Genomic DNA, 13,661 nt, shown 5'->3' with positions numbered 1-13,661 from the left:
GGAGGCGCCGGGGTGCTCGGCAAAGGCTTTGCCAGCATGGATGCTGGCATAGAGCCTACATGGACGTATTCACGGCGTCCTTTGACGGGCACCCCGGTGCCGAATTTTGATCTACGATGGGTATAATTCTTAGTGCTTTTGTCCCGTCTTAAGTGGGAAGCCGACTTTAAAGAGCCGATGCCAAAATGCTTAGCGCCTTGCCTCGATGACTGATCGCATTTTTGACTTCAGACGCTAACTGAGCCGAAGCGCATTCGTACTCGGGTACCCAAAATACAGGATCGTAACCGAAACCGTTGTCTCCGACCGGCTCATCCAAGATACGGCCTTCCCAAATCCCTTGCGCGATGACGGGACAGGGATCTTCGGCATGCTCGATGAACACGATCACGCAGATGAAGCGCGCGGTTCGCTGTTCGAACGGCACGCCGGCCAATTCCTTCAATAACTTTTCGACATTATCTTGATCGCTGGCATCCGAACCCGCATAACGCGCCGAGATCACTCCCGGAGCGCCGTGCAAATAATCCACCGCCAACCCGGAGTCGTCGGCGATTGCAGGCAATCCCGAATGGAATGCCGCATTACGAGCTTTCAAGAGCGCGTTTTCGACGAAGGTCTTGCCGGTTTCATCGGCTTCCGCGATTTGAAATTGCGACTGCGGCACAATCGGATGGCCGGCCAAAATCGCCTGAATTTCCCGGATCTTACCGGGATTACCGCTGGCCAGAACGATCGGTTGGGATGGATTCGATAACATTTAAAAGTTTTCCAGGGCTTTGGCTTGTTTTTCCAGCAATTGTTTGATGCCATGCTCGGCCAGGCTCAGCATCGCATCGAGCTCGTCCTTACGAAACGCGTGACCTTCGGCAGTACCTTGCACTTCAATGAATGCCGAAGCGTCATTCATGACGACATTCATGTCGGTTTCGGCATTGCTGTCTTCGGCATAATCCAAGTCTAATACCGGAACGCCCTTGAAGATACCGACTGAAACCGATGCGACTTGACCGTGCAACGGGTTTTTCTTGATTTGCTTTTTAGCGAGCATTTTTTGCACCGCCAGCGACAAGGCAACAAAGCCGCCGGTGATCGATGCCGTTCGCGTTCCGCCATCGGCTTGCAGCACATCGCAGTCGATCGTGATGGTGTTTTCACCCAGCGCCTTCATATCGACCGCGGCTCTCAGCGAGCGCCCGATCAAACGTTGAATTTCCTGAGTGCGTCCGCCTTGTTTGCCGCGACTCGCTTCGCGTCCCATTCTGTCGTGTGTCGATCTCGGCAACATGCCGTATTCGGCGGTAATCCAGCCTTCGCCCTTACCTTTGAGAAATCGCGGCACGTTAGTTTCGACACTGGCCGTACATATCACACGCGTGTCGCCAAATTCTACCAGCACGGAACCTTCCGCATGCTTGGTGTATCCGCAGGTAAACTTAATCTCTCTCAATTGCTCAGGGTTGCGTCCGCTTGGTCTCATAGTGTTACTCATGATTTAAATAGCGAAACAGTATAACCGAAAGCATCCACTTTAAAGAGGGCTTTTGAGCATTCAACTCGCGGTCAGCTCTTTTAGATAATCGGCCACCGTTTGCGGACGATCGGACGGTTTAACCGCCATCGCCCAATCGATAGCCGCCAACAGTTTTTTGGAATATTTTTTTTTGTGCGCCTTCACGGCAGGGATCAGCGAGTCATTCTGAGCGCGCTCAGTTGCTTGAGGCGGCGACTTATAGTCGAGGCAAGCCCGCATGCTCGCGCCGATCGCATACAGATCGGTCCAAGGCCCGAGCGGTTTATTGCTTAAATATTGTTCGACCGGAGAAAACCCGTTGGTCAGTACTTTGCTTTGTTTATGTCGTGCCGGATTAGGAAAAGTTTGAATCGCGCCGAAATCCAGTAATACAGGATCGTTTCCGGGCCGAATTAAAATATTGGCCGGCTTAATATCCAAATGCACGAGATTATGCTGATGAATAAACCCAACGCCATCTAAGAGTGCAACGAAAACTTGCACTAAAAACTCCTCGCTAATATCCAGCAATCTTTTTTGCAGGATTTTTTCCAAGGTAAGCCCGTAGTCGTAAGTCATCACCATATACACTGTCGAATTTTCTTGAAAAAAATTGATGACTTCAACAATATTCGGGTGTTTTAACTTCGCCAATACCATCGCTTCTTCGAAAAATAGCGCCCTACCTCGCTTAAACAAAGCTTTGGTTTCCTCGCTGTTAGCCACGACTTGATTATTCCAAGTTCTATGGGCTAGTTTTCTAGGCAGATACTCCTTGATCGCGACTTGAACTTGATCCAATCGCCGGCGAGCCAAGTAAACGGAACTAAAGCCGCCGCGTGCCAATTCCCGCTCGATCATATAGTCGTCTATAATGGTGCCGGATTGGAGATAATTCCATTGCTTTGGATAGTTATCCGGATCGTAGTATTCAGCCACTGAGTCGCGTCATTGGGTTAATTCGTGAAAAACACGACAATTATAGGTGAAAAATGATTAGAAGTATGACGGCATTTGCCGGAGATGAGGCAGTCATCGAAAATTTAACCGTTCTTTGCGAACTGCGTTCGGTTAATCATCGTTATTGCGACATCACTGTCAAGCTACCCGAGCGTTTACGCTTTGCCGAAGCGCCGATACGTAGCGCCATTGCCGCAAAAATCAAACGCGGCAAAGTGGAATGCGCATTAAATTATAAAAAGCTTCCGCAAAATTTTAACGTCGATCTACAGGCGGTTGAGGCACTTTTAAACGCAGCCCGCACTATCGAATCGCTAATGTCCGAACACCGAACTTTTTCGGCTCTCGACATTTTGGCTTATCCCGGCATTCAACAAGAAACCGGCACCGATAACGCAGTTCTTGGCCAAGGCATTTTTGATTTAGTCGACCGAACTCTCGATCAAATGCTCGAGGTCAGAACCCGGGAAGGCGAGCAATTGGCAAGTCTCATCGACGAGCGTTGTCTAAAGATGCGCGAACTTGTCATTGCAGCACGCAACAGAATGCCCGAAGTATTGTCGCATCTTCGGGAAAAATTGAAGCTCCGAATTCACGATTTAGTTATCGAACCCGATTTCGACCGACTGGAGCAGGAATTGGTTTTTTTGACTCAAAAACTGGATGTCGAAGAAGAATTAGACCGGCTCGAAACGCATGTCAACGAGGTATTACGAAGCCTAAAAGCCCAAGAACCGGTCGGCCGCCGGCTGGATTTTTTAATGCAAGAAATGAACCGTGAAGCCAATACCTTAGGCTCTAAGTCCGCCGATAAGGAAATGACCGGCATTGCGATAGATTTGAAAGTGTTAATCGAACAAATGCGCGAACAAATTCAGAATATCGAGTGAATCTAAAGAGAGCTCGAATGCAATCGGATTTCATCTTATCCAAATGGTCGGTTTGGCCGCCTTTGCCTCTCCAACCGGCCAATCCCGCCCAATGGCTTGCCAACGTTCCGCCGATGCTGAAAAGGCGCTTGACACCGCTGGCCAAGACCGTATTCTGTGCCGTTGCTCAATGCCTTGACGAAGACGTCATGGTGCCAGCGGTATTCAGTTCCGCTCACGGCGAATTGGCTAAATCCTTGTCCATGATGGAGATGCTTGAGGCCGGCGAGGAAGTCTCGCCGACCGGGTTTAGCTTGTCGGTCCACAATGCCATTGCCGGTTTGTTTTCGATGGCCTGGAAAAACAAGCTGCAATGTACCGTGCTCGCTCCCGGCGAGGAAGGCATGGCGCCGGCATTTATTGAAGGATTAGGTTTGCTTCAGGAAGGCGCGGAACGGGTGTTGCTGGTGTTTTACGATGAGCCGCTGCCGACCTTTTATCCGTCTTCCCCTTATCGCTTGTCTTCGGATACGAGTTGCGCGCTAGCATTGATGATTGCAAAAAGCGGCGCGGGACAAGCGCTGACAGTGTCTTCTTCAGTATCAACCGGAAATGACGGCGAACAACCGGTACAATTGCCGGCCTTTATTCGCTTTTTGACCGAGCCGCAGACTCGGCTGACCTTCTGCATGCCGCGCCGGAATTGGAGTTGGGAAAAACGTCCCGACTAAGCGAAGCCTGAATTTCGGCGGCGACCGCTATTGATATAATTTTTAGAGAAATGTATGAGCAGTTTGGAAAATGAATTAAAAAAATTGATTATCGAGTCGCTCGATTTGGAGGATATCGGCGTTGACGATATCGATAGTCACGAAGCCCTGTTTAACGAAGGCTTAGGGCTGGACTCGATCGACGCTTTGGAACTGGGACTCGCGATCCGAAAGAAATACAATATCCGAATCGATTCGGAAAAAGACGACGTGGTAAAAATTTTCGCGTCGGTCGCGGCGCTGGCTGAATTTATTGACTCCGAGCAGAGGGCAGCATGAACGATCGCGATGACATTCTGCAAATGATCAGGGAAATCATGCAGGAGATGTTCGAGATAGACGCGGACGACGTGACGCCGGAGGCCCGTCTTTATGAAGACCTCGATTTCGACAGCATCGATGCGGTCGATATGATCGTCAAACTCAAGGAGTTGACCGGCAAGGCCGTGAAGCCGGAAGATTTTAAGAACGCACGCACCGTAGGCGATGTCGTCGAAGCCGTCGATAAACTGATCCATATCTAATGCGCAAATGGCTTAACGGCGTCATCGGTGTCTTGATGCTGTTATATCCGCTGGCCGTTTATTTCGGCATTCGATCGGTGCAACCCTGGCAGATTGCCATGGCCTTGGCCGCGCTGTTGCTTGTGCGCCTGGTCAGCGGTCGGACTACCGGCGCGGCCAGTCAAGGCTTGATCATCTCCGCGCTGCTGTTTTGCGGCCTGGCCGTCTGGAATAATAACGAGATCACTCTGCGTTTTTATCCTGCTTTGATGAATCTGGGCTTGCTACTGGTGTTTGCCTCGAGCCTATTTTTCCCGCCGCCGGTGATCGAACGGCTGGCGCGTCTTCAACATCCCGATTTGCCGCCGCAAGGCGTGCTTTACACCAGACGAGTCACTCAGGTCTGGTGCGTGTTTTTTTTACTGAACGGACTGATTGCCGCCGCGACCGCGCTGTGGTGCAGTTTTGCCTGTTGGAGCCTGTATAATGGCCTGCTGGCTTATGTATTGATGGGATTATTGATGGCGATCGAATATTGGGTGCGAATCAGGACGCAGGACCATGTGCGTTGAACCAATTCCGCTGAGCCGCTGCGCATTACCCTCGCATCACGCACGAACGGTCGCCGTGCATGCAGGACAACGGTTGGACCGGCGAAGCTTCTGCGCCGATGTCGCGGCCGCGGCCGCGGCATTACAGCACCGTACTGAGTCTTGCCATGCCCTCTATCATGAAGACGCCTATCCGTTCGCGGTGCTGCTGTTTGCCTTGTGGCATTCAAACAAAAAAGTCATCATTCCCGGCAATAACTGCCAGGTGACCGCCGACGAGCTAGCCGGGCAAGGCGTTGCATTGATCGGCGCCTGGCACGGGCGCGAATCGACATTGGCCAGCCCTGCCGAAGTAAATATCGAATTGCATGCGCTAAACCCGACAGATACGTCTGTGACGCTTTTTACCTCCGGTTCGAACGGCAGACCTAAGGCCATCGTCAAAAACCTGCTGCAATTGCAACGCGAGATCGACGCCCTGGAAGCTCAGTGGGGCCGACTGTTGGGAGAGTCGGCGGCGGCCGCGACCGTCAGTCATCAGCATATTTACGGATTGTTGTTCAGATTGTTATGGCCGCTGGCGTCGGGACGTTGTTTTCACAGCCAGCTATTTTTGAGTCCCGAGCCGATGTTGAAAGCCTTGGCAGGCCAACCCGCCTATTGGGTCGCAAGCCCCGCGCAATTGAAAAGACTCGATGAACTGACCGATTGGGCTCAAATAGCCAAGTTCAGCGCTATTTTCAGTTCGGGCGGGCCGCTGCCGCCCAACGCCGCAACGCAAATCGAGCGGCTTTGCGGGCAACAAGTCATCGAAGTTTACGGCAGTTCCGAAACCGGCGGCATTGCGTGGCGCCGCTCCGCTCAAGATACGCGATGGACGCCCTTTGCCGGTATCGGACTTAGTCGGAGCGAGGATGGCCGCTGTTTGCTGACATCGCCGTACTTGCCCGACGCTGTCGCCTACCCGATGGACGATCGGATTGAGCTGCACGACGAGGGGCGCTTTAGCTTGCTGGGCCGGCTCGACCGCATCGTCAAAGTGGAGGAAAAACGCTTATCGTTGGATGCATTGGAAAACGCCTTGAGTCAATCCGGTTGGGTCGAACAGGCGCATTGTTTGCTGCTCAGCAACCGGCGGGACCGTGTGGCAGCCGCTATCGTGCTGACTGAAAGCGGCTTGGAGGCTTTACGCCACCAAGGCCGCGCGGCCATATTCAAGTCATTGCGGCGGCAATTGCAACGGGCCTTCGAATCGGTGGTGTTACCGCGCAAATGGCTGTTCTTCGACAGCTTGCCGATGACCCGACAGGGTAAAATCGATCATGCCTTACTTCGGCAATTGTTCGCGTTGGACTCGGCCAAATATCCGCAATTGCTATACTGCCGGATCGCGATCAACAGCGCCGAACTGGAATTTCGCATTCAACCCGAACTGGTCTATTTCAACGGCCATTTTCCGGGCATGCCGATTCTGCCGGGCGTGACGCAATTGGCTTGGGCCGAACATTACGGCAAATTGTTTTTTTCGATCGAACAGCCTTTTCTGACGATGGAAGCGGTCAAATTTAAAAAAATCATTCTACCGGATGCCTTAATCAAGATGGCGCTGGAATGGCGAGACGAGGCCGGCAAGCTCTATTTCGATCTGAGTTCGGTCAGCGAATCGCACAGTTCCGGACGAATGTTGTACGGAGCACGCCCATGAAGGCTTGCGTCATTATCCCGGTTTACAATCACGAAGACGCGGTCGGCCTGGTCGTTGAACAATTAAAACCTTACGGTCTGCCTTGCTATTTGATCAACGACGGCAGCACGACGTCTTGCAGTTCGGTGTTGAAGCAATTGTCTGAACGTGAACAAGACTGGGTCGTGTTATACGAACGCCCAGACAACGGTGGTAAAGGCGCGGCGGTCATCGACGGTTTGCGCCTAGCGATAGCCGATGGCTTCAGCCATGCGCTGCAGGTCGATGCCGACGGACAGCACCGGCTCGAGGATATTGATCGTCTGCTTAAGGCGGCCGAACGACATCCAAACCGGCTGATTCTCGGCAAGCCCCGTTTCGATGACACCGTGCCCAAGGGGCGCTTGTACGGGCGTCAATTCACGAATCTGTGGATTTGGATCAACACGCTTTCGCTTTCAATCGCAGACGGCATGTGCGGTTTTCGCTGCTATCCGCTCGTAGCTGTCGAGCCCTTGCTGCAATCGACCCGAATGGGCCTGCGCATGGACTTCGACATCGAAATCGCTGTGCGTCTCTACTGGCAAGGCGTTGATGTGCTCAATGTCGAAACCGAAGTGCGCTATCCGCTGGACGGCGTTTCGCATTTCGACATGCTGCGCGATAATCTGTTGATTTCGCGAAAACATGCGCAATTGTTCTTCGGCATGCTGATACGCCTGCCTCGCTTGTTGATGAGGCATTGGCGATGAAACATTGGGCCAACATGGAAGAACGCGGCGTCATCTGGGGCATGCAATTACTGCTCAAGGTCTATCTGTTGTTCGGACGCCGGGTGCTGCAAGTGTTTTTGTATCCGGTGGTCAGTTATTACTGGCTGCTCAACGGTAAGGCGCGCGCAGCCAGCATCGATTATTTAAAGCGCGTATCGGCCTTTCTGCCCGCAGACACGATACGAAGCGGCCGCTACGGCGGTTATCTGCATTTCATCGCTTTCGCGAATGCGATCATCGATAAACTGGCGGCCTGGAGCGGCGCAATCTCGTTAAACGATGTCGACTACCATGGCCGGGACGCCATCGTCAGTCATCTCGAACACGGCCAGGGCGTTTTGATCCTGGGCTCTCACCTGGGCAATATGGAAGTGTGCCGGGTCATCGCGAAGCTGCGCAAAAACTTAACGGTCAATGTTTTGGTGCACACCAAGCATGCCGAAAAATTCAATGCGCTGCTAAACCGTTATGCCGAATCCGGGCGTATGAATCTGATTCAAGTCACCGAGATGAACGCCGCGACGGCAATGCTGCTGCAGGACAAAATCGAAGCCGGCGAACTGGTCGTGATTGCCGCCGACAGAATTCCGGTCACAGGGCAAGGGCGTGTTGTCAAGGCGCGCTTTCTCGGCGCAACGGCAATGTTTCCGCAAGGACCGTATATTTTAGCGTCATTGCTGAAATGTCCGGTCTATACCTTGTTTTGCTTGAAACGACAGGGCAAGCAAGCGATTTATTTCGATCATTTCGGCGACGGATTGAATCTACCGAGAAAACAGCGCGACGAACGGGCCAGACGCTATGCTCAGGACTATGCCGACCGCTTGCAGTACTATTGCCTGCAGGAGCCGCTGCAATGGTTCAATTTTTACGATTTTTGGCAGGATGGAAATGATTAAGGATTTCGTCATAAATAACGTTCTGGAACTATGAGCTTTGTTGAGAGCTCGGTAACTCGCTTAACAGGACGCCGTGAATTCGTCCGTGTAGGCTTGACGGCGGCTTCCTTGCCGCCGACACCTGCCAATCGAGCTACCGAACCCTCCATAAAATAGGGAAGTTATTTTCGACCAAACCCTAAGGGGCGATGTGATAGGATGCTCCCTTGCTTAGCCCTCACTGCCATTAAGTTACCTGATTAGCAAGATGCTTCAGCTTGCCGAAACCAAGTGTCCAAGCAGAAGCCAGTCGTAGTCGCAAAAACTAAAATATGCTGTTACCCAAGCTCCAGCTTGGGTAACCTGTTCAGGAAGCTCTAGCTTCCCGACAATCAAGAAAAATCCTGATTAGCAAGTTTCTTCAGCTAAAGCCCAAAAACCAGCATATCCCTAGCAGGACGGGGTTTGCAACCCCGTCCTAAACGTTTTGACTTTGGCCGAAGTTAGCCGAAATGTTTAGGGCAAACCGAAACGTTGGGGACGGGTTAAATAACCCGTCCCGCAGAAGTGGCTACGACTGGCCACTGCTCGGACAATTGGCTTCAGCAAGCTGAAGCATCTTGCTAATCAGGAGAAAAATTGAACGAGCGAGTCGCGGGGCTTATTGAGAGTGAGCGGAGGTTGTGTCGGTCTCAGGAAGCTGGAGCTTCCGGGGTGTCTTTCCCAAGCTGGAGCTTGGGAAAGAGCGTGATGTGGGTTGGCCGTTTTTAGTTTGACGCGCATGGTTTGCGAACCCCGTCCTGCTAAGGATATGCTGATCTTTGGGCTTTAGCTGAAGAAACTTGCTAATCAGGTTAAGTTAAGCTGTGATTAAAATAAGTAATTTTTGCATTCAAGCTCTAAGGTACCTTAAAAAACTTGCCATCCATGGTACTGGATTCCGCCAGCCCATGGCGGAATGACGGGTTTCCCTTTACTTAATGGCAGTATTGCTTAGCCCTCGACAACCCTGGCTAAAATTAAGAGCAGGTAATCATTATTATGCCTAAAATCACCGAATTGTCGCAACTCGACCCTGAGCAAACCTATAGCTATGCCGATTATTTGACCTGGCATATCAAAGAAACCATCGAATTGATCAAAGGCAAAGTCATGTTGATGTCACCCGCGCCGAACGTTCTGCATCAACGTATCGAAAGAAAACTACTAGTCGGCATCGACCTCCATCTGAAAAATAAACGCTGCGAAATTTTTCCGGCGCCTTTCGACGTGCGCCTTTACGACAGAAAACAATCCGTGCTGAGCAATCAGGAAATTTTTACCGTCGTGCAACCGGACCTTTGCGTCATTTGTAATCCCGACATTTTGGATAAACAAGGTTGCAACGGAGCGCCGGATTGGATCATCGAAATTCTCTCTCCAGGTAATTCCAAGCGGGAGATGCAAATCAAATATCAGCTTTATCAAGAATGCGGCGTACAAGAATATTGGTTGGTTTACCCGGAACAACAAGCGATTCACCAGTTTGTTCTCGATGCTGAAGGGCAGTATCAGCTCAAAGCCATGTTTGCCGATGAGTCGGCATCATCTTATCTATTTCCCGACTTATCAATTGATTTAACTGATCTTTTTGCTGGCCGCTAATGACTAAACGAACCGTAATCGTCGACGGACAAGACTTGACGATCGAAGACATTGCCGCGCTTGCGAACCGCTCGCATCGGCTCGAATTGAGCGATGCGCCGGCCTTTGTTGCGCGGATCGACAAGGGCGCCGAATTCATCGAAACCTTGCTGCGGGAAGAAGGCTTTGTCTACGGCGTCACGACCGGCTACGGCGACTCCTGCACGGTGTCGATACCGCTGGACAAGACCGGCGACTTGTCGCGCCATCTTTATACTTTCCACGGCTGCGGCCTCGGCGCGCATTTCGACGAACCGCAAACCCGCGCGATCATGGCGGTGCGTTTGAATAGTTTGGCGCGGGGTTTTTCCGGCGTACGTTACCGCTTGCTGCAACAGATCGCCGAATTACTCAAGCACGACATACTGCCGTTGATCCCGCAGGAAGGTTCGGTCGGCGCCAGCGGCGATCTGACGCCGTTATCCTATTTGGCGGCGGTGCTGGCCGGCGAGCGCGAAGTGATCTATCGCGGCGAGAAGCTGGATGCCGCTGAAGTACTTGCGAAATTGGGCATCGCTCCGTTGACGCTGAAACCGAAGGAAGGCCTTGCGATCATGAACGGTACCGCGGCGATGACGGCAGTAGCCTGTCTGGCCTATCAACGCGCGGCTTATCTGTCGCAATTGTGTACGCGCATCACCGCGTTGGCTTCGGTCGCGCTGAACGGCAATGCCTATCATTTCGACGAAAAACTGTTCTCGGTCAAACCGCATACAGGGCAAATCCGGGTCGCCGCGCGCATCCGAGACGACCTACATGTCACCGAACAGACGCCGCGCAACGATACGCGCCTGCAGGACCGCTATTCGCTGCGCTGCGCGCCGCATGTGATCGGCGTGCTCGAAGACGCGCTGCCGTGGCTTCGGCAATTCATCGAAAACGAATTGAACAGCGCGAACGACAACCCGATTATCGACGCCGAAGGCGAACATGTCTTGCACGGCGGACATTTTTACGGCGGCCATATCGCATTCGCAATGGACAGCCTGAAAACGGCTATCGCGAATCTGGCCGATCTGATGGACCGGCAGATGGCGCAATTAATGGACACCAAGTTCAATCACGGCTTGCCGGCCAATTTATCCGGCGCGAAAGGCGACGAGGCGATGCTGAATCACGGTTTCAAAGCCTTACAAATCGCCGTGTCGGCCTGGACCGCCGAGGCCTTGAAGTTGACGATGCCGGCCAGTGCGTTTTCGCGTTCGACCGAATGCCACAATCAGGACAAGGTCAGCATGGGCACGATTGCCGCCCGCGACTGCGTGCGCATCATCGAATTGACCGAGCAAGTCGCCGCGGCGTTGTTGATCGCCGTCGTACAGGGCGTCGAATTGCGTGGGGGGCAGTCGGATTTTAGTGCCGGCCTCAAGAATACGATGCAGCAGGTGAGGGCCAAGATCGGTTTTCTCGACGCCGACCGGGCATTGGAGCGGGACTTGCGCCTCTGCCTGCAATTGATCCGCGACCGGCATTGGGTTCTGTATGACTAAGGCCATCGTCTCCTGCGAAGTCGAAATCGAAGTGCCGTTTTTCGATGTCGATCTGATGGAAATCGTCTGGCACGGCCATTATCTGAAATATTTCGAAATCGCCCGCTGCGCTCTGCTCGACAAGATTGGCTACGGTTACATGCAAATGCGCGAATCCGGCTATGCCTGGCCGGTCGTCGATGTGCGCGTCCGCTATGCGAAGCCTGCGAAATTCCGCCAAAAAATCATCGTGCATGCCGAATTGACCGAGTGGGAAAACCGCATGAAAATCAATTACCTGATTTTCGATAAACAAACCGGCGCGCGCTTGACGCGCGGTTATACCTATCAAGTCGCGGTCGAGATCGCCACAGGAGAAATGTGTTACGAGTCGCCGCCGGTTTTGTTGGAAAAACTAGGACTTAACGAATCGTGAAGGACTACGATGTCATCGTCGTCGGCAGCGGCATTGGCGGCTTGACCGCCGCCGGTTTGCTCGCGAAATCCGGTAAGTCGGTGTTGGTACTCGAAAGCCATGACCGGCCCGGCGGTTATGCGCACGGTTTCAAGCGCAAAAAATACCGTTTCGATTCCGGCGTGCATTTGATCAGCGGCTGCGGCCCTGACGGTTACCGGGGCGGACAAATCATCTACAAGGTGTTACAGGCGCTCGATGTCGAACACTGTATCGAGTTCATCAACATAGACCCGTTCAGCCATGCCCGTTATCCGGGTTTGGACGCCGCCTTGCCGCAATCGGTCGAGGCGTTTTGCGAACGGCTGGGGCGGCTGTTTCCGGAAGAACGGCAGGGTTTACGCGACTTGACCCGTTTATGTCTGCAGGTGGCCGAAGAAATCACCGTCGCCGATGAAATCATGGCCTGCACTAATTTCGCCGAGGCGCATCGCTTGATGCCGGCCTTATGCAAATACCGCAAAGCAACCCTGGCCGAAGTGGCACGAGAATTCATCATCAACCCGAAATTACTGGGGCTCTTCGCAAGCAATTGGCCTTATCTTGGCCTGCCGCCTTCGGAAGTCTCTTTTGTCTATTGGTCGACGATGTTGATCGGCTACATGGTCGACGGCGCTTATTACTGCAAGGGCGGTTTCCAGCATTTGGCCGATACGCTGGTCGACGGGCTCGCACGGCACGACGGCGAGATCCGCTTCAAAGCGCCGGTCGATAAAATTCTGATCGAAAAAGGAAGGATTGCCGGTGTCGAGGTAAAAAATGAAAAGTTTGCCGCGCCGGTCGTGATCGCCAATGCCGACATCCGGCATACGATTTGCGAGATGATCGGCGAAGAGCATTTTCCGCCGCGTTATATTCAACGCATCAAAAAAATGCAGCATTCTTTGTCAATTTTCGCAGTTTATATCGCGACCGATATCGATCTCATCGAGCATAAATTGGCTCACGAGTCGTTTTGTTTCCAAGACTTCGATCATGAGAAGAATTTTGCCGCGACCTGCAACGGCGAGATTACTTGGCTCAGTATCACCGCGCCGACGCTGGTCGACCCGAATCTGGCCCCGCCCGGACAACACTTGTTGATGCTGACCACCTTGCTGCCTTATCAAGCAGCCGAGTCCTGGCAACAGGCCAAACCGGGCTATATGGATGCGATGCTAAAACTGGCCGGAAAGTATATTCCCGGACTTGAGGATCATATCTTGTTCATTGAAGGCGGGTCACCGGCGACAATGCGCCGCTACACGCAAAATTTTCAAGGCGCAGCCTACGGCTGGGACGTCTCGCCGAGTCAAGTCGGCCCCACTCGTATCCCCAATCAATCGCCGCTGCCGGGGCTGTATTTCGCCGGCCATTGGACTTCGCCGGGCGGCGGCGTATACGGCGTCAGTGTCTCCGGTGTGCAGGCTGCACAAAAAGTGTTGGGAATTAGGCAACAAGCCGAGTTCTGGCGATTGATCGAATCGATTGGACAAGCATAGAATCACTACTAACCGCTAACCGCTAACCGCTAACCGCTAACCGCTAACCGCT

15 protein-coding genes are annotated in these 13,661 nt (G+C 52.7%); 12 read left to right on the top strand and 3 right to left on the bottom strand.

The features are described 5' to 3' along the window. Positions 1-166: 166 nt before the first annotated feature. From rdgB to MEALZ_RS17830, 3 genes are all read right to left on the bottom strand, one after another. Positions 167-760, bottom strand: a complete 594-nt coding sequence (gene rdgB, locus MEALZ_RS17840) for an RdgB/HAM1 family non-canonical purine NTP pyrophosphatase (RefSeq protein ID WP_014150052.1) — start codon at positions 758-760, stop codon at positions 167-169. Next, complete coding sequence (gene rph / locus MEALZ_RS17835) at positions 761-1,480, bottom strand: ribonuclease PH (RefSeq protein WP_014150051.1); 720 nt, start codon at positions 1,478-1,480, stop codon at positions 761-763. A 72-nt stretch (positions 1,481-1,552) separates the two neighbouring features. After that, the gene (locus tag MEALZ_RS17830; protein ID WP_014150050.1) at positions 1,553-2,452 is read right to left on the bottom strand and encodes a serine/threonine protein kinase; all 900 of its coding nucleotides are present in this window, start codon (positions 2,450-2,452) and stop codon (positions 1,553-1,555) included. 53 nt (positions 2,453-2,505) lie between these two features. Here MEALZ_RS17830 and MEALZ_RS17825 point away from each other — a divergent pair, with 53 nt between their 5' ends. The 12 genes from MEALZ_RS17825 to MEALZ_RS17770 all read left to right on the top strand — a co-directional run bounded on the left by MEALZ_RS17825 (position 2,506) and on the right by MEALZ_RS17770 (position 13,609). Further along, entirely contained in the window at positions 2,506-3,363 is an 858-nt protein-coding gene (locus MEALZ_RS17825) for a YicC/YloC family endoribonuclease (protein WP_014150049.1), read from the top strand. Between the two features lie 17 nt (positions 3,364-3,380). Next, positions 3,381-4,073 (top strand): beta-ketoacyl synthase chain length factor, encoded by a 693-nt coding sequence (locus tag MEALZ_RS17820; RefSeq protein ID WP_014150048.1) that lies wholly within the window; start codon positions 3,381-3,383, stop codon positions 4,071-4,073. A gap of 54 nt (positions 4,074-4,127) precedes the next feature. After that, a complete protein-coding gene (locus MEALZ_RS17815; RefSeq protein ID WP_014150047.1) occupies positions 4,128-4,391 on the top strand; it encodes a phosphopantetheine-binding protein in 264 nt (87 codons plus the stop codon). Further along, on the top strand, positions 4,388-4,636 hold the full coding sequence (locus tag MEALZ_RS17810; protein WP_014150046.1) for an acyl carrier protein: 249 nt from the start codon (positions 4,388-4,390) through the stop codon (positions 4,634-4,636). The genes MEALZ_RS17815 and MEALZ_RS17810 overlap by 4 nt, the downstream gene beginning before the upstream one ends. Further along, complete coding sequence (locus MEALZ_RS17805) at positions 4,636-5,187, top strand: COG4648 family protein (RefSeq protein WP_014150045.1); 552 nt, start codon at positions 4,636-4,638, stop codon at positions 5,185-5,187. The genes MEALZ_RS17810 and MEALZ_RS17805 overlap by 1 nt, the downstream gene beginning before the upstream one ends. Then, positions 5,177-6,871, top strand: coding sequence for an AMP-binding protein (locus tag MEALZ_RS17800; RefSeq protein ID WP_014150044.1), 1,695 nt, complete (start codon positions 5,177-5,179; stop codon positions 6,869-6,871). The genes MEALZ_RS17805 and MEALZ_RS17800 overlap by 11 nt, the downstream gene beginning before the upstream one ends. Then, complete coding sequence (locus MEALZ_RS17795; RefSeq protein WP_014150043.1) at positions 6,868-7,602, top strand: glycosyltransferase family 2 protein; 735 nt, start codon at positions 6,868-6,870, stop codon at positions 7,600-7,602. Before MEALZ_RS17800 ends, MEALZ_RS17795 begins: the two co-directional genes overlap by 4 nt. After that, on the top strand, positions 7,599-8,522 hold the full coding sequence (locus tag MEALZ_RS17790) for an LpxL/LpxP family acyltransferase (RefSeq protein WP_014150042.1): 924 nt from the start codon (positions 7,599-7,601) through the stop codon (positions 8,520-8,522). Before MEALZ_RS17795 ends, MEALZ_RS17790 begins: the two co-directional genes overlap by 4 nt. Before the next feature lie 1,020 nt (positions 8,523-9,542). Then, entirely contained in the window at positions 9,543-10,145 is a 603-nt protein-coding gene (locus tag MEALZ_RS17785) for a Uma2 family endonuclease (RefSeq protein ID WP_014150041.1), read from the top strand. Continuing rightward, the gene (locus tag MEALZ_RS17780; protein WP_014150040.1) at positions 10,145-11,674 is read left to right on the top strand and encodes an HAL/PAL/TAL family ammonia-lyase; all 1,530 of its coding nucleotides are present in this window, start codon (positions 10,145-10,147) and stop codon (positions 11,672-11,674) included. The genes MEALZ_RS17785 and MEALZ_RS17780 overlap by 1 nt, the downstream gene beginning before the upstream one ends. Beyond that, entirely contained in the window at positions 11,667-12,089 is a 423-nt protein-coding gene (locus MEALZ_RS17775) for an acyl-CoA thioesterase (protein WP_014150039.1), read from the top strand. The genes MEALZ_RS17780 and MEALZ_RS17775 overlap by 8 nt, the downstream gene beginning before the upstream one ends. Beyond that, the gene (locus MEALZ_RS17770; RefSeq protein ID WP_014150038.1) at positions 12,086-13,609 is read left to right on the top strand and encodes a phytoene desaturase family protein; all 1,524 of its coding nucleotides are present in this window, start codon (positions 12,086-12,088) and stop codon (positions 13,607-13,609) included. Before MEALZ_RS17775 ends, MEALZ_RS17770 begins: the two co-directional genes overlap by 4 nt. Positions 13,610-13,661 lie beyond the last annotated feature (52 nt).

It is taken from the genome of Methylotuvimicrobium alcaliphilum 20Z (genome assembly GCF_000968535.2).
Lineage (GTDB): Bacteria > Pseudomonadota > Gammaproteobacteria > Methylococcales > Methylomonadaceae > Methylotuvimicrobium > Methylotuvimicrobium alcaliphilum.
The sequence above is the reverse complement of the archived record's forward strand: the minus strand, read 5'-3'. Positions and strand labels throughout refer to the sequence as shown.

Bases quoted from the DNA above. Each gene is read 5' to 3' on its own strand.
- rdgB (WP_014150052.1), bottom strand. From the start codon at position 760: ATGTTATCGAATCCATCCCAACCGATCGTTCTGGCCAGCGGTAATCCC.
- rph (WP_014150051.1), bottom strand. From the start codon at position 1,480: ATGAGACCAAGCGGACGCAACCCTGAGCAATTGAGAGAGATTAAGTTT.
- MEALZ_RS17825 (WP_014150049.1), top strand. From the start codon at position 2,506: ATGATTAGAAGTATGACGGCATTTGCCGGAGATGAGGCAGTCATCGAA.
- MEALZ_RS17820 (WP_014150048.1), top strand. From the start codon at position 3,381: ATGCAATCGGATTTCATCTTATCCAAATGGTCGGTTTGGCCGCCTTTG.
- MEALZ_RS17815 (WP_014150047.1), top strand. From the start codon at position 4,128: ATGAGCAGTTTGGAAAATGAATTAAAAAAATTGATTATCGAGTCGCTC.
- MEALZ_RS17810 (WP_014150046.1), top strand. From the start codon at position 4,388: ATGAACGATCGCGATGACATTCTGCAAATGATCAGGGAAATCATGCAG.
- MEALZ_RS17805 (WP_014150045.1), top strand. From the start codon at position 4,636: ATGCGCAAATGGCTTAACGGCGTCATCGGTGTCTTGATGCTGTTATAT.
- MEALZ_RS17800 (WP_014150044.1), top strand. From the start codon at position 5,177: ATGTGCGTTGAACCAATTCCGCTGAGCCGCTGCGCATTACCCTCGCAT.
- MEALZ_RS17795 (WP_014150043.1), top strand. From the start codon at position 6,868: ATGAAGGCTTGCGTCATTATCCCGGTTTACAATCACGAAGACGCGGTC.
- MEALZ_RS17790 (WP_014150042.1), top strand. From the start codon at position 7,599: ATGAAACATTGGGCCAACATGGAAGAACGCGGCGTCATCTGGGGCATG.
- MEALZ_RS17785 (WP_014150041.1), top strand. From the start codon at position 9,543: ATGCCTAAAATCACCGAATTGTCGCAACTCGACCCTGAGCAAACCTAT.
- MEALZ_RS17780 (WP_014150040.1), top strand. From the start codon at position 10,145: ATGACTAAACGAACCGTAATCGTCGACGGACAAGACTTGACGATCGAA.
- MEALZ_RS17775 (WP_014150039.1), top strand. From the start codon at position 11,667: ATGACTAAGGCCATCGTCTCCTGCGAAGTCGAAATCGAAGTGCCGTTT.